Origin of the sequence: Brenneria corticis (assembly GCF_003115855.1) — a bacterium.
GTDB lineage: Bacteria > Pseudomonadota > Gammaproteobacteria > Enterobacterales > Enterobacteriaceae > Brenneria > Brenneria corticis.
The window spans coordinates 157,017-174,717 of the sequence record NZ_KZ819081.1; the positions used below are offsets into that span (position 1 = coordinate 157,017).

14 protein-coding genes and 2 pseudogenes are annotated in these 17,701 nt (G+C 54.7%); 10 read left to right on the top strand and 6 right to left on the bottom strand.

Translation table 11 applies throughout. From position 1 onward, the window contains the following. The first annotated feature begins 104 nt into the window (after positions 1-104). The 7 genes from DDT56_RS13655 to DDT56_RS13685 all read left to right on the top strand — a co-directional run bounded on the left by DDT56_RS13655 (position 105) and on the right by DDT56_RS13685 (position 11,887). Positions 105-1,397, top strand: a complete 1,293-nt coding sequence (locus DDT56_RS13655) for an aspartate aminotransferase family protein (RefSeq protein ID WP_136166983.1) — start codon at positions 105-107, stop codon at positions 1,395-1,397. Next, on the top strand, positions 1,382-4,375 hold the full coding sequence (locus DDT56_RS13660) for an AMP-binding protein (protein ID WP_136166984.1): 2,994 nt from the start codon (positions 1,382-1,384) through the stop codon (positions 4,373-4,375). Before DDT56_RS13655 ends, DDT56_RS13660 begins: the two co-directional genes overlap by 16 nt. A 211-nt stretch (positions 4,376-4,586) precedes the next feature. Then, positions 4,587-5,801 (top strand): Coenzyme F420 hydrogenase/dehydrogenase, beta subunit C-terminal domain, encoded by a 1,215-nt coding sequence (locus tag DDT56_RS13665; protein ID WP_136166985.1) that lies wholly within the window; start codon positions 4,587-4,589, stop codon positions 5,799-5,801. Between the two features lie 4 nt (positions 5,802-5,805). Further along, a complete protein-coding gene (locus DDT56_RS13670) occupies positions 5,806-7,164 on the top strand; it encodes a 3-phosphoshikimate 1-carboxyvinyltransferase (protein ID WP_136166986.1) in 1,359 nt (452 codons plus the stop codon). 4 nt (positions 7,165-7,168) lie between these two features. Further along, positions 7,169-8,209: an MDR/zinc-dependent alcohol dehydrogenase-like family protein gene (locus DDT56_RS13675; protein ID WP_136166987.1), complete on the top strand. Its 1,041-nt coding sequence runs from the start codon at positions 7,169-7,171 to the stop codon at positions 8,207-8,209. Then, on the top strand, positions 8,190-11,264 hold the full coding sequence (locus DDT56_RS13680; protein ID WP_168197623.1) for a non-ribosomal peptide synthetase: 3,075 nt from the start codon (positions 8,190-8,192) through the stop codon (positions 11,262-11,264). The genes DDT56_RS13675 and DDT56_RS13680 overlap by 20 nt, the downstream gene beginning before the upstream one ends. After that, the gene (locus tag DDT56_RS13685; RefSeq protein ID WP_136166989.1) at positions 11,261-11,887 is read left to right on the top strand and encodes a thioesterase domain-containing protein; all 627 of its coding nucleotides are present in this window, start codon (positions 11,261-11,263) and stop codon (positions 11,885-11,887) included. Before DDT56_RS13680 ends, DDT56_RS13685 begins: the two co-directional genes overlap by 4 nt. A 116-nt stretch (positions 11,888-12,003) precedes the next feature. Here DDT56_RS13685 and DDT56_RS13690 read toward each other — a convergent pair whose 3' ends face one another. The 4 genes and pseudogenes from DDT56_RS13690 to DDT56_RS13705 form a co-directional block, all read right to left on the bottom strand. Then, the gene (locus DDT56_RS13690; RefSeq protein WP_136166990.1) at positions 12,004-12,915 is read right to left on the bottom strand and encodes a DMT family transporter; all 912 of its coding nucleotides are present in this window, start codon (positions 12,913-12,915) and stop codon (positions 12,004-12,006) included. Positions 12,916-13,014: 99 nt separating this feature from the next. Continuing rightward, positions 13,015-13,149 (bottom strand): annotated as a pseudogene (locus DDT56_RS13695) (transposase); the annotation flags it as partial. A 417-nt stretch (positions 13,150-13,566) separates the two neighbouring features. Then, positions 13,567-14,735 (bottom strand): IS3 family transposase gene (locus DDT56_RS13700; protein ID WP_136166991.1). Its coding sequence is split into 2 segments (ribosomal slippage): positions 13,567-14,486 and positions 14,486-14,735, totalling 1,170 coding nucleotides; the frame shifts between segments, so codons are not numbered across the junction. Next, positions 14,716-15,078 carry a sedoheptulose 7-phosphate cyclase gene (locus DDT56_RS13705; RefSeq protein ID WP_136166992.1) on the bottom strand — a complete coding sequence of 121 codons (363 nt, stop codon included), beginning with the start codon at positions 15,076-15,078 and terminating at the stop codon, positions 14,716-14,718. The genes DDT56_RS13700 and DDT56_RS13705 overlap by 20 nt, the downstream gene beginning before the upstream one ends. Before the next feature lie 241 nt (positions 15,079-15,319). Between DDT56_RS13705 and DDT56_RS13710 the strand changes: the two genes are divergently transcribed. The 3 genes from DDT56_RS13710 to DDT56_RS13720 all read left to right on the top strand — a co-directional run bounded on the left by DDT56_RS13710 (position 15,320) and on the right by DDT56_RS13720 (position 17,303). Beyond that, the gene (locus tag DDT56_RS13710) at positions 15,320-16,198 is read left to right on the top strand and encodes a LysR family transcriptional regulator (protein WP_136166993.1); all 879 of its coding nucleotides are present in this window, start codon (positions 15,320-15,322) and stop codon (positions 16,196-16,198) included. 514 nt (positions 16,199-16,712) lie between these two features. Continuing rightward, positions 16,713-16,970: an AbrB/MazE/SpoVT family DNA-binding domain-containing protein gene (locus DDT56_RS13715; RefSeq protein ID WP_136166994.1), complete on the top strand. Its 258-nt coding sequence runs from the start codon at positions 16,713-16,715 to the stop codon at positions 16,968-16,970. Next, a complete protein-coding gene (locus DDT56_RS13720) occupies positions 16,971-17,303 on the top strand; it encodes a type II toxin-antitoxin system PemK/MazF family toxin (protein WP_136166995.1) in 333 nt (110 codons plus the stop codon). It begins immediately after the preceding gene. A 31-nt stretch (positions 17,304-17,334) separates the two neighbouring features. On the opposite strand, the pseudogene DDT56_RS13725 reads toward DDT56_RS13720, so the two are convergent. Then, positions 17,335-17,493: pseudogene (locus DDT56_RS13725) on the bottom strand (Arm DNA-binding domain-containing protein); the annotation flags it as partial. 15 nt (positions 17,494-17,508) lie between these two features. Continuing rightward, a partial coding sequence (locus DDT56_RS24610; protein WP_210417028.1) for a hypothetical protein occupies positions 17,509-17,701 on the bottom strand: 193 nt, incomplete at its 5' end.

The window sequence follows — 17,701 nt, forward strand, 5'->3', positions numbered from 1 at the left end:
GTGATTTTTGCGCTAAAGCTAGCGAACGGATGGGACGAATGTCCCGCTTTCAAGGTCGTCCTTAGGCTCTGTGGGCATTTATTTGCTGGAGCAGGAGGTATCAGATGCTGAATGTTTTTCCGGAAAATGAAATCGGTTCCTATCAAGAGGCATTATCCATATCCGTGTCGCGCCATCAAGCTGGCGCACCTGTCATCGTCAGGGGGCTTGATTGTCACTTATTTGATGACCGCGGCCAATCCTTTCTAGATATGACAGGCGGCAGCGGCGCCGTCAATTTAGGGCACCAGCACCCAGACATCGTTGCAACGCTAACGTCTCAAGCCGAAAAACTGATCCACACAGGCTGGAACATCGACAATCCTTTCCGACACGAGATGATCGCCAGGCTGGCGCATTTTCTACCGTTTCCCGAAGCCTCCATCATGGGGGCGGTGACTGGCGCCGAAGCGGTTGAAGTGGCGGTGAAGATCGCTCGCAGGAAGACGGGTCGGGAATCGATTCTCTATTTTGCGAACTCGTTTCACGGCAAGACACAGGGAGCGCTCTCCGTCACGTCCAATGGAAAATTCCGGGACCTGCTGGCCATAGGCCTCAGGGACAATCCTTGCTTCTCTTTATTCAAACCTGATGGAAAATCCCATGCCGATAGTCAGGCATGGGGTCTGGCTTTCCGGCAGTTTTTGCAGGATGCCAAGAATCAAAACCAGTTGCCGGCAGCGGCCATTATCGAGCCGATTCAGGCTGCGGAAGGCATTCATGTCATTCCTTCATCCATGCTGGGTGAAATGGTTTCGGCCTGTGCCGAGTTCGGCGTGCTGAGCATTTTTGACGAGATTTATACCGGGTTCGGCCGTACCGGCCGGCCTTTTGTCGCATCGCAGCAGGTATGCCCCGACCTGATCGTGCTCGGCAAGTCCCTCGGCAATGGGATGCCGATTTCCGCGGTGGCCGGCTCGCCTGACATCATCGATGTATTAGGTTTCAGCCAACATTCATCCACCTTTACTTTTATGCCGCTGGCGTGTGCGGTGGCAAATGCGGTTTTAGAGGTGCAGAAGCGGGACAATATCGCAGAGCGTGCGGCGCGAAGCGGAGAGCGTTTTGTCGAGCGGTTGCGAGCTCTGGCGAGCCGCGACGGCCGCATCAGCGGCATTCGCGGCGCCGGACTGATGCTGGCATTCGATGTTGCGATACCCGGCTCCGATTCCGCCGCGATGGTGCCGCTGGCCGCTGAAGTGGGTGACGGGCTTTTAAAGAACGGGGTTATCGTGCGAACCGGCGGCATCAATGGCGCCACGGTCAAGATTACCCCGCCACTCTCGTTCGTCGAGTCGCATATGGATGAGTTTTTCGGCGCTCTGGACGATGCGCTGGCGTCATGCCCGAGCCGCTAAATGACGAGGATGCCGAGATGGTTGATCATTGCCTACTGCGCCGTAACCCGGATGATCTTGCCGCTGTCGATCTAGCGGGAGAGTGGCGTTGGCGTGAACTGGAGCGCCGGGTTTACGCACTCACGCGCGACCTGACTGCGGCGGGTATGGAAGGGAAGAGAGTCGCTCTGCGCGCATCTCATGGCGCCGATGCCTACGCCGCCTTGATTGCCGTGATGGGGATCGCGCGGCGTGTGGTCTTCGTCGATCCCGAGATGCAGATGGACCCGTTGCAGCCGGTGATGACGGCGCTGAAAATTGACTGCATGGTCAACCTTGGCGATGATGCGCCCATCAAGCACCTGCGCGACTGGCTGCCTAAGGCCTGCGTTATTACCGCTTCCCCGTGGGCGAATAATCCGGATACTCCTCGAATCTCCGACCAAGGGAAAACGATCGCGCTTCCGATCCGTTGCGCTGATTATGTCATCCTGACCAGCGGCACGACCGGGGCGCCGAAGGCCATTTTGCAGACAATGCCGGCCTTGCGCCAGCATATCGCCAACTATGCGGCCTATGTGCAACTTAAGCCCGGGGAAAAACTACTGCAACTTGCCTCGGCGGCCTGGGATGCAGGGCTTATGGATGTCTTCTCCGCCCTGTTTCATGATGGGGTACTGTGCACGGTCAATCCCAGGTTTTCCACCATGGAGACAGTGGCGGACTTCGTTGCCTTGCACAATATCGATGTCCTGCACATGACGGCGCCTTATTTCCGCCAGTTCCATCGCGCCGGGCTCGGCGCTTATCAGAAATCGAAACGGATCGTCATCGGCGGGGAAAAAATCTACGCAGGCGACCTCGACCTGTTCAACAGCGTTTTTCCGCAAGGCTCCCGATTATTCAACGCCTATGGGCCGACCGAATGCACTACGGCGATGTTCGCCGTTCATGACCAGGGCGCAGAGCGGGATGCCGGCCTCTGGCCCTTGTCGCATCCGGTATCCGGCGTGATTACCGAGTTGCGGGATGCCGCGGGCAATCGGATATCCGTCAGCGGCGTCGCGGGAGAGGTGACATTGATCTCCGACCTCGTTGCGTCCATGCTCGTTCCGTCGTCCGGCAGTTTCACTGCCCTGGGCGAGGGCGCGCCGGGCACCGCGCGCGCCTATGCAACCGGCGATCTTGCCCGCTACGACGATCAAATGCGGTTGGTCATCATTGGCCGCAAGGATTCCGTTATTAAGGTCAACGGGTTGAAAGTGTCGCTGGCTGAGGTCGAAGCCTCGTTTCTCGGGCTCGATTCCGTGGCGGATTGTTGCGTCTTCACCCTCGTCGGCGAGGATGGGGATGAGGTTGTCGCTGCGGTCGTCCCCATTAACGGAGATGTCTCGGAGGCCGGGATCCGCAAGGCGTTGGTGGAGCGTATAGACAGTCACAAGCGCCCGCGTTTGATTATGCTCATGGATAAGCTGCCGCTGACGCGGAACAACAAGTTCGACCGGGAGACGCTGGCGCGGATGGCCCGTGACAAACTGCAGGCGTCGGAGATCGGTAAGCCTGAGCATGCGCCAATCCTGGCCGCGATAGGCAAAGTGCTGAAGGGCGCCAGTCTCGATATCAATCACAGCTTCTTCGAAAATGGCGGGAATTCGCTTCAGGCGCTCTCGTTGGTCGCTGCCTTGAAACGGCAGGGAATCAAACTAGCCCTGGAAGAGGTCATCTCCGAGAAGCCGATTGCCAGTCTTATAAAGACATCGGGCCAACAGCCCGCTAAGGCCGCTCCTGCGGCGAGTTCGGCCGCGACAGGGGCGTATGCGGCGCTTCCCAACCGGTATTTTCTGGAAAGTCGCGCTATTCCCGATCTGGACGGCTGGTGTCAGACCTGCGTGATCGACTATTCAGGACCGGTCACTGACGCTGACCGGCTCGGCTCTGTTCTCAAGGCTCTGCTGGAACGGCATCTGCACGATTCCGCGCCTGTGGATATCGCCGTTCACACGGCCGGAATGACGCCGCAGCAGGCCGTGGCCGACTGTGAAAGCCGCATTTCGTTGCAGAATAGGCGGATCGTCGCCGCCACCCTTTTGGTAGAAAACGATCGGCTCAGCATGGTTGTCAGCTGCCATCAGTTCCGCGTGGATCGGGTTTCCTGGATCCTTTTGCTGGCGGACTTGTCGGAGGCGGACAGCGCGCAGGAAGTTTACGACTGGCCTGGATTGGAGAGTGACTACCCAAACTGGGTCGGAGCATATGGGCAGTTCCTGGCGCAGGAACGCGCGTCAGACGTCTGGGATCGTTTACCATGGGCCGAGTGCCCGCAACCGATTGGCGATGACGTGGCTTTTCCGACGAAGGATGCCTTTAGCGTCATGCATATCGAAATCGGCGCGCCATCGGCGACGATCGCCCGAGATCCCTCGATGGATATCAGCGACTGGTTGCTGGCCGCCGTCCTGCTCTCTTTCGACAGGATCTTTCCCGCCTCTTGTCAGAAAATCGACGTTCTGGGTCATGGACGCGGCTTGGCGCCTGGAGGATTGTCCACCGATGGCATCTTTGGCTGGTTCACCGTCATCTGTCCTTTCGTCGTCGATGTACGGGGCCTGGACGTGGCGGCCGGAGCCAAGGCGGTGCGGGACTATCGCCGTAAAGTCGAAAAGATCGCCCACACTTTTGGTAATGAACATTATCACTCCGATGGGAGGCGCCAAACGTTAGGCGCGCGACAGTGTTTCGCCAGCTTCAATTATCTTGGCGATATCGCCATCGCCTCCACGGACCGCTTCTCGATCAATCCGCTCTCGCTCGACACCCTGCATGGCAGGCCTAGCCACCATCTTGAATTTACCGCTTACCAGCATGCCGGCCGCCTGCTACTCAAGGTGGATTACAACGTCATGGCGATGAGCGATGCCCGGGTAGCAAACATAGGGCGGCAGATCGTAACGGGATTGAAGACCTGCGGGGCGATCGCGGCGGCGGGAGCGGCAGAATGACCCAGCCATTTGCGGCGCAAAGATGCGGAATGTCGAGATTCGTCCTGCGGCCGCTAAAGCGTGTCGAAAACTCGGCTTCGCCAAAACCGCAACGGGAACGTTTTCTCACGGCGCAAAGGCCGTTTCGCTGGAAATCGTTCAAATGGAATGACGGGTGAACTGAGTCATTATCTGGATTACCCGAGGTATTCCTCGTAAAAGGATGATACCCATGTCAATGAGCGTGTTACGAGCGGATGTTCTTGATTCCAATTTATGCGCCGGTTGCGGAGCCTGTCAACTGGTCTGTCCCGAACGGCTGATCGCGCTGAATCCGGACAACCTTCAGCCGGTGTTGGATTTCGACCCGGCGTCCTGTGGTGATTGCCATCTGTGTCATGATGTCTGTCCTGGCGCCGATCCGGCGACCGATGAAGCCGAGATGCGGCTTTTCGGTCGCACGCGCGAACCCGGTGAACGGTGGCTGGGCATTCATATCAATCAATTCGGCGCCCGATCGACCAGGACTGATGTGTTCGAAGCCTCGGCCAGCGGCGGTACTGTCACTACGTTACTGCTGGCCAGCCGCGAGGCGCTCGGCGTCGATCACGTCCTGACCATGGGCCGCGACCCCCATGCAGGCTGGCGGGCAAAGGGCGTCGTCGCCAGGGATGAAGAGACGATCATCGCGAATGCGCAATCCACCTATCAACTGACGCCTTACCTGGCGGAGTTACGCGGCCTTTATGAGCACTGTCGCGACGACAAGATCGCCGTCGTCGGATTAGCCTGTCACATGCAGGCCATCCGCAAACTTCAGAAGTTGCAGGGCGATATTGCCGACTGGGCGCGGGAAAACATCGTCTTTCTGGTCGAAACGGCCTGCTCGTCCAGCACCCTGCCGAAAGGAACTATCGATATAATTCAAGGCCGTTTAGGCCTGTCTCTGGATACCGTAAAAGATATTCGCTACCGCAGCGGGCCTTATCCGGGAAAGCTGCTCGTTTCCACTGCGGATGGCGACCGCCATTCTCTGGAATTCTGGCAAATCCTGAAGGAGCTAAAAGGCGGAAAAAATCACCGCTGTCTGTCCTGCGGCGACTGGATGAGCGGTCTTGCCGACATCAGCGTCTGCGACGGCGATCCCAATATTTTCGATGCCAGCTTAAATGCGACGGAATACGAAAAATACGGACGCGTGCTCGTCCGCACCCCGAGGGGGCAGGCGCTGGCGGATTACTGTCTTCAACAGGGGACGATGAAGCAATGGCCCATTGATCTGGAAGGATTCAATCTCGGGCTGGAGCGCAAGCGCCATCGCCGCCGCTCGTATGAAGCCGGGATGTTGCCGGTGGCAAAGGGCCCATCGGCGCCCGATATTTTCGACCCTGAACAGATCCTCAGCGACGACGCGTTGATCGATCCTAAGCGTTACAAAAAGGGGTGAAATCATGCTGATCTATCCTGACCGCAACATTTCCCCCGCCACGCTGCCGGAACATCCTGATTGGTCTGCCGCTGCCCGCTATGTTCCCTCCGACAAATCCATATCGCACCGGGCATTGTTGTTCGCCGCCTTGTCCGACCATCCGGTGACCATCGTCGGTATCAATCAGGGAGCCGCCGTCACTCTATTGATCGACGCCCTGCAACATCTGGGGCTGAAGATCGATTTTGACCGCCGGTCAGGCGCAGTGGCATTTCAGACCTCCTTACGCACGGCCGATCGCCATGGGATGCTGAATAAAAAAGAGCGGAGAGTTTATCTTGGGCCTTCCAGCGCGGCGGCCAGGCTGCTGCTCGGAGTATTGTGCGGGCTTGGCGTCGGCTGCGTCGTTGATGGCGATAAGACGCTGCGCAATCGTCCCTTCGACTGGATCGTGGAGCCGCTGACGACGTTGGGGGGACAATTTGAATATCTGGGGCGGCCGGGATGTTTGCCGCTCAGGCTGCTGCCGTCACAGATCACATCGGGCCGGGTTTCGATCTCCATCGGCAGCGCGCAATCGATTTCGGCCGTCCTGTTTGCCGCCATTGCCGCCCGGGTGCCGGTCGAAATCGCGTATTCGGTCGTGGCCAGGGATCACACCCAGTTGATGGCTCAAGGGTTTGGTGACGAGGTGGAGGAAATAGAACATGTTTTGACCTACCGGCCGCGGCAGTTTCGGCCGCCGGGCGCCATCACCATTCCCTTGGATCCGTCCGCGCTTGCCTATCCGGCAGCGCTCTTCTGGTTGATGAACAGGGGCCGACCGGAGGCGAGCATGTGGTTCGAGGGGGTGTGCATCAACCCGACGCGAATCGGTTTTTTTTATTGGATGCAGCGTTGCGGATTCGGACTGGAAATTTCTCCCGATGGGCATCCCCATGGGGAGAAAACCGGCACGATTGCCTTGCGGGGGGGCGGGGCGTTTAAGGCGCAGGGCATGCAAGGCAAGGAAAGCCTGCACTCGATGATCGACGAAATCCCTCTGATGGTCGCCATCGCCGCTCTTTTGCCGGGCGAGGCGGCGTTCGACGATCTCTTCGAGTTGACATTCAAAGAATCCGACAGGATCGCGGCTACCTGCCGGATGTTGCGGACGCTCGGCATCGACGCCGTCATTGATGGCTATTCCATCCATACCGAGGGGGGACAACGGCCGAGCGTGCAGAGCGATGTCACCGTGTTTAACGATCACCGGCTGTCGATGACAGCGCATGTTCTGATGCTCGCCCACGGTCTCGCGGGCCGCATTCTCGGCGGCGAATGCTATAAAACCTCCTTTCCGGATTTCGATCAATGCCTTCGGGCCGTATTCAGGGGTTGATGCGATGCACAAAGGAACACGGCGGCTATTTGCGGTTCAAGGCGACAGCGGAGTGCAGATCCTGCGTGAAGCCATACCATACTGCGACGATAACCATGTGGTCGTGGCAACGGAGTTCACCATGATCAGTCCCGGGACGGAACTGCATTATATCCGCCAGGCCAGGGAGACCGGCGAAACCCTCGAACTTGGTTACTGCGCCGTCGGCACGGTGCTGCGCAAGGGGGGGAATGTGGACCATACGGAACCTGGGGATCGGGTGATCGCCATGGGATGGCGTGCGGCCATCCATGCGGACTGCCTGATAATGCCGCGCCGGCTGGTCCGCCGGATTCCCGGAGACTTGCCGGGGCATCTGGCCATTCTGTCCACGCTCGCGGCCACGGCGGTCCATGCCGGCGACAGAAGCCGATTGAGCAGCCGGGACCGGGTCTTGGTTCTCGGTCTGGGCGGTGTCGGCATGCTGATGGCGTTATTGGCCGCGGATGTCGGCGCGGAGGTTTGCGTCTGGGATGTCCGCGCCGACAGGATGCGCGGATGCCCAGTCTGGCCAAGTTTCGATCCGCGCTCGTCGCGGTCTGGCGGCACCGGACGCTTTACCAAGATTTATTTCTGCGCAGAGGGGGATGTCACCGAACAGATTGGCGATATTCTCAACCTCCTGCATCCGGATGGAAACGGCAAGGATCGCTCCATGCTTGTGAACTTGGGCAGGCTTTCCGGCCGGATTGCGTTTTCGCCGGCCTCCGGAAATTTCGATCTTATCAATGTCTCTCGTTGCGGCGCCGGGTACCGCGACGACCGCTATCATGTCGGCCTTGCCGATGTCGTTCCTCCGAACGGCGAGGCGCGGGTGGATGATAATCTGGAAAGGGCGCTGGCGCTGATCGACCGGCAGCGAGATCTCGCCGCCGCGTTGCCGCGCACCGTTTTCTCGCCGCGCCAGGCCTTGTCTCTGTATCGTGGCGAGGCATCTTTTCCCGTGGGCTTCTGTTTGATTCGCCATGGCGATAAAGGAGAGAATTTTGGTCTCGACAGTGATTGAAGCATTCGAAAAGGCGGTGGCGGCTAATCCGCAAGGCTGTGCGGTGCGTCTTCAGGACGCCAAGCTGACCTATGGCGAGCTTGACGCGCTCTCCAACTTTGCCGCCGCACGACTGTTGCAGGCGGGCGCCTGTACGGGGGATAGGATCGGCATCCAGATGCGGCGCGAGATTAATCTGATCGTTATGCTGCTGGCGATCTTGAAGGCCGGATGTGGGTTCTGCTTCATCAGTCCCAGGAATCCGCAGAGCTGGAATAATTCAGTCATCGAAAAGGCGGAGGTCCGGCTGTTCATCGCTAATGGCCCGCTTTGCAATGTGACCTTCGCCGAACCTCTCCAGTCCGCGGACCTGATGGTTCCCGTTACGGTGGGTTGTTCTCGTAAACCGGCCGCGAGCGATATCGTTTATGTTAATTTTTCAAGCGGCACGACGGGGGCGCCGAAAATTATTCCGTGCACGCATCTGGGCGTGGTGGGCTTCTGTTATCAGCCGCCGCATTTTCCGGCTGGCCCGCAGACCGTGATGATCCATCATTCTGCCCTTACCTTCGATGCATCGCAGTTCGAGATATGGACCGCGCTGTGCAACGGCGGCTGCCTGGTCCTGACGCCGGAGGACCATCTAACCGGTGACACGCTGCGCCAGATAATCGCTGAAAGCGGCGCCAATACCCTGTGGCTGACCACTTCATTGCTGAATATGCTGATGGATGCGGATCCCGAGTGCCTGGCGGGTATTTCGTACATCATGGTGGGGGGCGAAGCGCTTTCTCCCGGGCATATCGACCGGCTTTACCGTCACAACGCGCGCATCACGGTCTACAACGGCTATGGCCCGACGGAAAATACCATGGGCACCTGCGTTTACCGCATCCCGCGCGACCACGATTTTTCCCGTGCGATCCCTATCGGATATCCGGTTCATGACAGTCGTCTCTACATTCTCAATGAGGAGGGCGAGCCTTGCGAAACCGGCGAGGTGGGTGAACTGGTGATCGCCGGAGACGGGCTTTCACCCGGCTATGTCGGTGACGCCTGCCTTACCGAGAGTATATTCCGGGCATTCCCGCAACTGGGCGAAGTAAGAGCTTACGCCAGCGGCGATCTGGTTTTCCGCGATAGTTGCGGTCTCTTTCACTATGCCGGGCGCAAGGATGATCAGGTCAAGATCCGGGGTAATAGAACCTCGTTGAGCGATATTGCCCTTGCCTATGGGAGACATCCTGGCGTGGCGAACTGTGTTGGAGGCATGCAGTCCACGCCCACCGGTAAGCGGGTGCTGCTCTATTATGTGGCGCAAAGCGCTTCGCGGCCACCGGAGGATGCGGAGCTAAAAGACTTCGGCATGGCCTCCCTGCCTGATTTCATGGTTCCCGACAGGTTTGTGCAGGTGGCGTTTTTGCCCGTAACGCCCCATGGCAAGATCGACATGGCCGCCCTGGCGAAGACGGCGGCTGAGCAGGACCAACCTGCCGGCTCTCGCCACTGGCTGCTGGAAGCCTGTGGACTGGCGGATTGGCGACCGGATCAAGACTTCTTTCAGGCTGGGGGGCACTCGATACTGGCGGTGAAGCTGGTGACTTTGCTCAATCGGCATCGAAGAGAGCCTCTCGGCTTGACGGAGTTTTATCGGGATTGTACCTGGTCGCGTATGGCGCGCCTGCTGGCTGAGATTGGCGATGAGCCGAAATGTGACCTCGAGTGGGATGCATTTGACTATCATATCATCCGGCTGAAGGATGAGCGCGCCGTACCGCCATGGCCGGAAATTGCAACGCTCACCCTTCCGACCGGGCTCTTTGCGTTTGTCTATGCGCGCGGGGCGCAGGACGCGGCACGGCTTTTGGCCGACCGGCAAGCACCGCTGACGTCCGATCGCTACCCTGAATTGACGGACATTCCCTTGACCCCGATGCAGGCCTCGATGGTCTATCCTGAATTGTTTCACGGTCATCTGACGGCGAACAACGTCGCCTATCTCGTCAAGCCCGGCTCGCAAGGTAAAACCGCTCGGGAACTTGAGGAGATCGCGCAAAGCCTGAGCATGGCTTTTCCTCTACTCACGGCCGTGGTCGTGGATGGCGAGCATGGCTTGGCATTTCGTCTGCCCGCAACAGGGATTTCGGGGGAACGCCTTGTTTTTAGCGTCGCTCAGGACTTTACCGATGAACGTGACTGCGTCTCTTTTCTCTTGAACAGCCCCATAAGTCTCTTTGAAGGGCCTCTGCTACGGTTGGTCGACGTCCATATCAGTGGACAGCGCCATATCGCCGTGCTGTTTCACCATATTCTTGCGGACCACTTGGGGCAGGTGCAGCTATTGCGGTCGCTAACCGCCTCTCTCGCGGCGGGTCATACCGATGATGAGACGACTCTCCCCGATCTCGCCTTTGTGGCGGAGAACTTGAAGCTTGAAAAACGCTATGCTGATGTCGTAGAGCAGGGCATCGATTTCTGGGCCCACTATGGCGAAAGGGCCGTCGTTTCCGGCCCGCGCCAAGAAGAGGGCGGCCCGACCTGGCGTCAGGCGGAAATCGTTCTGCCCGAGACCCAATATACACGTCTGCAATGGGCCGCCATGCGCGCTTATCGCCATGCCATTACAAAAATGAGCGGGACGACCGACCCTTTGGCGCTGTGCCTGTTTTCTCATCGCAGCAAGAAGCAGGGCCTGGGCTTTTACACCGTCGCGGCCCCAATCTTATTCGAGGACGACCTTCTCGGTGGGCGGGAGATGCCGGATGATTTTCACGACCGCATGGAGGCGTTTCGCAGCCACAGCCTTATCGGTTCGGAAGAGATCCAAACGGCTACGGGATGGGACGCGGAACGGATTCCCTATCTATTCAATTTTGTCGCGATGCCGGAAGAAGACCTGCTCTGGCTGAGAGACAGCGTGCTGGACGTGCCTTCCGAAAATCCCCGGACGAATCTTGATATGACCTTTATCGCGGCCGGCGCGCAACGTCATCTGCATATCGCCTCAAGGCTTGACGATGAGACGCTGACGCCGTTTCTGGCGTGTTTCCTTGAAACGCTGAAGGAGAGCCTATGATACTGTTGTTGCCGGATTTCGTCGGATACCCCTTTTGCTATATGACGCTGATGAATGACGTCGGGGAGTCTGACCGGATCTTGGCGGAGGATTACAATGACTATTGGCCCTACCAATCTCTTGACGAACTTGCGGCGGGTATCGTCGGCCGTCATCAGGCGCGGCATATCATGAAAGTGGTAGGCTACTCGTTCGGCGCGCATCTTGCCGCCTATGTGGCATCCGAAATCGCTCGCCAGGGCGGCCGCCACCCACAAATCTTTTTGATTGACCCGCCTGCGCTCGAAGGACTTCGCGAAATCGGCCGCGACCAAATTCTTGAACGGCTGCGGCAAGACGACGCCTACCAGTATATTTTCGATCTGGTTGATTGCGAGTTATCCAATCTTGACTGCATGGTCGAGAATATATGGCTCTTGGGGCGCACTCAACTGCCAATGCCGCAATCGGAAGCGACCAGGATATTCGTGGCCCAAGACGGAAAAGACCCTACGCTGACCGAATCGCTTCGCCGGCATGTAGGAGACTCGACTGAGTTGTCATGCATTCAAGGATGTGACCATCAAACCATATTAAAGAGTAGAACTCTGCTCGATGAAATGAAGTCAATTCTGACGACATAACAGGATAACGGCGTGCCGCTTGCCTGAATGGCGGCCTCGCCGGCGGTGAAAACGTTCGAGGAGTACGACGTACCTCGCCATTAGATTCTTCGCAACTTACCACTATCTGGTTCATCTCAGCTTCCATTGACCGCACTGCTCTTGGGGAGGGATTGTTTTATCTTGGTTAAAGCAATCCCTGATCCGACGACGATCGCCAGTCCGATAAAGAGCCATATATCAGGTGCGTCTGCGAAGACGATAAATCCCAGTATCGCGCCCATAATGATTTCTGAGTAGGTGAATGGAGCGATTGTGCTGGCATTCGCCAGCTCAAATGATTTGATAATCAGGAGATGCGCGATCGCCGCGATCGCTCCGCATCCCACGAGGAGCAGCCATTGACTCGGCGTGGGCGCCACCCAATACGGCGCCACGGTGACTGAAGCGAGAACGCCTCCAACCAAACCCGTGTGGTAGACTGACACGACTGAGGGTATCTTGTTGTCGATAAAGCGGGTAAAGAACAGGAAGAGGGCATAGAAAAATCCTGCCAGCAGTCCAACGATATAGGCCCAATGCCACTCGACGATGGTTGGTCTGATTGCGATGACAATCCCCACAAATCCGATAAAGATCGCTAACCACTGATATGCGGTAACCTTCTCCTTGAGAATCAGGGCCGCCATCAGGGTCAAAATGAAGGGTTCGACAAACCAAAGCGTCAGAGAAGTGGTAAGCGGCAGATAATGGATAGTGACATAGAAGAGTCCCACCGCAGCAAAAAGTGATGTACTGCGTAGCAAGAGCATCGCGGACAGATTAGGCGCCAGATATCTGGGTCCATATGCCACGGCGGAATAAATACCCGTAATGATGCAATGAAAGAAAAAACGCCCCCATATTACTTGAATGATGGTGATGCTAAGGGATAAATACTTCGCCATGATATCAGAGAACGGCAGTATCTGAAGAGCAGCCACTATCATGGCTATGCCGATCAATCCCTTTTGTTGTTCACTTTCAGCGGTACCTGTAGTTTTCAGCATGGCGAGGCTCTTCTATAGTGGAAATGCCAGAGACTATGACGGCTTTATTTCTCAATTTAGCACCGCTTACAGACCAGTTTCCAACATCAATGAGATATCGTATTTGGCTTTCCAGCTGTAGCAACTGGCTTCCGACACACCGTTTTCACGGCACACCACCTTCACATGTCGGCCACCTTCAACTTCTTTCTGGCTCTGCAAAAACTGAGCTTCTGCTGGTTGTATTTTAACCAGATAACTCCATTAAGCGATAAGACTAAATTTAGAGGGGACTATAGCAGGAGGCCGCAACAAGCCGTTTTTTAAATTCAGGAGAGTAATTCTGGCGGCCTTTTCGGCTACCGGTAACGCGTTTATTTTGGGTAGATGATATTTTGGTTTCCACTATTATTTGGTGGGAACCACTTTGTCGAATATGTCGGAAACTCTCCAGACGGTACTGGGATGACGCTTACGATTGTTTATTGGGGGATGTCTTCTGTAGAGCGATTGGCGCTAAATATCTGCCGTCTGAGCCACAAACGCCTTACCGCATCCGATCCCAGATAGCGTGACGAAAAGCGAGACCAACCATCAAGATGGTGACCGGCAGCAGAATCACTATTTCAGCGCAGCCTCAGGTCACCATCTACTATGTTGCAGCTGTAGTGGTCAACAAAAACTGGCCACCGCGTTAGAGTTTTTCCAGTATCGGTTTTCCGATTCGTTTGGTGGTAACCCACCATTATATTCGTGCGGTCTTAGTGCACTGTAATATCCAACGATATAGTCCGTTATGGCGTGAGCTGCATCGCTGAAGCTTACGTAACCCGTCACCGGCACCCATTCGTTCTTCAGACTCCTGAAGAAGCGCTCCATTGGGCTGTTATCCCAGCAGTTTCCGCGCCGGCTCATACTCTGTCTGATCCTGTATCGCCACAGTAACTGCCGGAACTGCCTGCTTGTATAATGACTACCCTGGTCGCTGTGGAACATCACCCCGACGGGCTTACCGCGAGTTTCCCATGCCATTTCCAGCGCTTTCATGGTGAGTCTGCTGTCCGGCGAGAACGACATTGCCCAACCCACTGGTTTTCTTGCGAACAGGTCGAGAACAACGGCGAGGTACGCCCAGCGTTTACCTGTCCAGATATAGGTCACATCACCGCACCACACCTGGTTGGGCTCCGTTACTGCGAACTGTCGCTCAAGATGGTTCGGGATAGCAACGTGCTCATGACCGCCACGTTTATACCGGTGAGTCGGCTGCTGGCAACTGACCAGTCCCAGCTCTTTCATGAGCCTGCCAGCAAGCCAGCGCCCCATCTGGTAGCCTCTCTGGGTTGCCATTGTGGCGATGCTTCTTGCTCCGGCCGAACCGTGGCTGATGCCATGCAGCTCAAGTACCTGACTGCGTAATATAGCCCGTCTGCCGTCTGGCTTTTCAGGACGGTTTTTCCAGTATTTGTAGCTGCTGCGATGAACCCCGAACACATGGCAGAGTGTGGCCACAGGATAACGCGCCCTGAGTTTCCCGATTATCGAGAACTGTTCAGGGAGTCTGACATCAAGAGCGCGGTAGCCTTTTTTAATATTTCGTTTTCCATTTCAATACGTTGCATCTTCTTCCTGAGCTCACGTATTTCGATTTGTTCCGGCGTTATCGGGGAAGCTTTTGGCGTTTTGCCCTGACGCTCATCACGCAGTTGTTTGACCCATTTCGTCATCGTGGAAAGACCTACACCCATAGCCTTAGCGGCATCAGAGACGGTGTAGTTTTGATCGACAACCAGCTGAGCAGATTCGCGTTTGAATTCAGGACTAAAATTTCTTCTTTTCATTGGAGCACCTGTGTTGTTCTGAGGTGAGCATATCACCTCTATTCAGGTGGCCAAATTCAGTAAACCACTTCATGGAGAAATATGACCTGAACTTATCGCCATAAATCTCATCGACTTTTTTGTCTATGACAACCAGTCTTTTAATTTTAGTTTTTCCATTTCGCTCTGCATGATTTGCACATGTACGTGCCAGAGTTGGATTTATCGGATCAAGGATATCTTTAATCACGGAAACCTGATAATCAACCTCTTGAGTTGCATGCATGTGCCAGGTCAAATCTGTGTGTTTAGCAAGTGGAGATCGATAGTATGGTGAATTAGAAGATGGAAGATTAGTGTTCATGTTATTCCTTTTTGATATTAGATAATCATTAATTGCACAACAAGTGAAATCATCACTTAGCATTATTAGATTTCTTTTCTTTACTTATGATTTCCATGTATATATTTAGTACTAAGTTCCGATGATTTATGACTTAACGCCACAATTACTTTACCTTAACTTGCGTTATAGAATAACCTACTTATCGTTCCGGACTATGTGGCCAAATTTGGCAGGAATCTATTTTTGAGGTGGTAGGGTAATGATTGATTCTCTTTCTGCGATTTCAGTTTTCGCAAAAGTGGCACAGGTTGGCAGCTTTGTATCAGCGGGACGCGCCTTGGGGTTAAGCGCTTCTGCTGTAGGTAAGCGAGTGACAAGCCTGGAGAACAGTGTAGGGGCTCAGCTGTTGCAACGTAATACTCGGAGGTTATCGTTAACGTATGAAGGGGAGCGTTTTTTGATCCATGCTATGCGTATACTTGAAGAAGTAGATAACATTCAGAATGCGATGCTGGCTTCAACAGAGAGTCCGATTGGAAGGCTAAAAATAAGTATCGCACCTATCCCAAATTTGTTTAGTGAGAGATTTAATGCATTCTTGGAAGAGCACAGAGATATTGAGGTTGAGTTAGATTTCTCAGACCGATTTGTTGACCTGGTGGGTGAAAATTTCGACGCAGCGTTACGAGTTGGTAACGACCCTGATGGTAATTTACGTTCGCATTACATTGGTGACATTCATAGTGTCATTGTAGCGAGCCCAAACTATTTAGAACGATATGGCAGGCCAGATAATGTAGAAGATCTCCTGTCGCACTCACTGATTCATTATCGCTCAAGAAATACAGGGATGATTCAATCATGGCCATTATCCAAAGTAAAATCGCTTAACCTGCCTCAAACAATCATATGTAACGATATCGAAACCCGTATTAATTTAGTATTGAGTGGAAATGGGATAGCTTATTTACCGCTCGTATCTATAAAAGGTCATATAGAGAAAGAAGAACTTTGCACTGTGCTTGATGAGCATATTATTGACGCAAGCACCCCGATTTATGTGGTTTGGCCATATGCGCACCGCTACTCTATGCGTCAACGTTTACTGATTGACTATCTCAAAAGGTTTAAGCTTTAAAGAGATACGAATAATTAGGCATGGTTTCGAACTCCATTTCACCGCTGCGGTGCAAGGGGCGCTATGTCCGTGTATGCAGGGACAGATTTTTTCCCTGCGAGTTTTCCGTTTCCGTGACTGCGTCCGGTTAATCGTTTCCCGGCACAACCCGGCACGCAAGGGTAAATGGCACGCATGCTGCGCTTTTGCGGGACGGAACGATGCCGAGAAAGCGAACTGTCAGGCGATACGAAGACGAAATTTTCTAAAATCAGAACTTACATTTATCAGATCATAACTGACAACATCATTGCGGCGTTGAAAAAGTGAGGAACGTCGCTGGATGGATAAAGGCTTTCCTCATACTTCATTACTTTGTAACCAGCTCCGTGCTAGGTCCACTGTCCCGCCAACAGTAGCATTCTGTTTATGCTTCATTGTTCGTGACATTAAGGAGATCATGATGAATCTGATTAAGGATTATACATCCCCAACCATGAGTGTTATATTAAAATATAATATTTGGAGGTGTTCTATGTATACCACTCGTCTGAAAAAAGTCGGAGGATCTGTCATGCTGGCAGTGCCTCCCGCCGTGTTGAAAACGCTGGATTTGTCGCCGGATAGCGAGGTAGGCGTGACCATTGATAATGGCTGCCTGATTATTGAGCCTCAAAAACGGCCTCGCTATTCGCTTGCCGAACTATTGGCGCAGTGCGATCCACATGCCGAAGTAAGTGATGAAGAGCGGGAATGGATTGACGCGCCTGCCACGGGGAAGGAGATCCTGTAAATGGACAGAGGGGAAATCTGGCTCGTTTCACTTGCTCCCACAGCCGGGCATGAGCAAAGCGGAAAACGCCCGGTGCTTATCGTTTCACCGGCGCCGTTTAATAAGATCACCCGGTTGCCGGTGGTTGTTCCTGTCACCAGCGGCGGAAACTTTGCCCGAACGGCTGGTTTTGCCGTTTCACTGGATGGCGCGGGAACGAAAACAACGGGAGTTATTCGCTGCGACCAGCCCAGGACCATTGATATGGGGGCGCGAAACGGCAGACGGCTGGAACGTATCCCTGACAGTATCGTAAACGAGGTGCTGGCCAGACTGGGGACAATCCTCACCTGATGACATCTTCATGACCTACATGAAGCCGCCTGACGTTCAGGCGAGTCTCTTTGCCACCGAAATAGTATCTGAAGTACCAGAGACGTGAGCCAGTAGGTTTAACGTGGAGATACAGACCGTGTGAATCGGAAACTTTGAAGGGATTAGCGGATGATTTTAAGTTGCGGATTTTTGAGTCGTTAAGAGACATTTGGGGGTCACTCCATTATCGAACCAACCTGACCCCAAATCTGACCACCATTTTTTCCCGATGCGGAGGGAAAACTAGAAACGCATCGGGAAGGTTTTTCACGCTAATCTGTTGAATCAATGTACAAATAGGGATTCGCAAGGATGCATGAAAACAAGTAAATGGCTCCTCTGACTGGACTCGAACTTCATCTTTGACTCCTGTTATT

Coding starts and splice junctions, on each gene's coding strand:
- DDT56_RS13655 (WP_136166983.1), top strand. CDS start 105: ATGCTGAATGTTTTTCCGGAAAATGAAATCGGTTCCTATCAAGAGGCA.
- DDT56_RS13660 (WP_136166984.1), top strand. CDS start 1,382: ATGCCCGAGCCGCTAAATGACGAGGATGCCGAGATGGTTGATCATTGC.
- DDT56_RS13665 (WP_136166985.1), top strand. CDS start 4,587: ATGTCAATGAGCGTGTTACGAGCGGATGTTCTTGATTCCAATTTATGC.
- DDT56_RS13670 (WP_136166986.1), top strand. CDS start 5,806: ATGCTGATCTATCCTGACCGCAACATTTCCCCCGCCACGCTGCCGGAA.
- DDT56_RS13675 (WP_136166987.1), top strand. CDS start 7,169: ATGCACAAAGGAACACGGCGGCTATTTGCGGTTCAAGGCGACAGCGGA.
- DDT56_RS13685 (WP_136166989.1), top strand. CDS start 11,261: ATGATACTGTTGTTGCCGGATTTCGTCGGATACCCCTTTTGCTATATG.
- DDT56_RS13690 (WP_136166990.1), bottom strand. CDS start 12,915: ATGCTGAAAACTACAGGTACCGCTGAAAGTGAACAACAAAAGGGATTG.
- DDT56_RS13705 (WP_136166992.1), bottom strand. CDS start 15,078: ATGAACACTAATCTTCCATCTTCTAATTCACCATACTATCGATCTCCA.
- DDT56_RS13710 (WP_136166993.1), top strand. CDS start 15,320: ATGATTGATTCTCTTTCTGCGATTTCAGTTTTCGCAAAAGTGGCACAG.
- DDT56_RS13715 (WP_136166994.1), top strand. CDS start 16,713: ATGTATACCACTCGTCTGAAAAAAGTCGGAGGATCTGTCATGCTGGCA.
- DDT56_RS13720 (WP_136166995.1), top strand. CDS start 16,971: ATGGACAGAGGGGAAATCTGGCTCGTTTCACTTGCTCCCACAGCCGGG.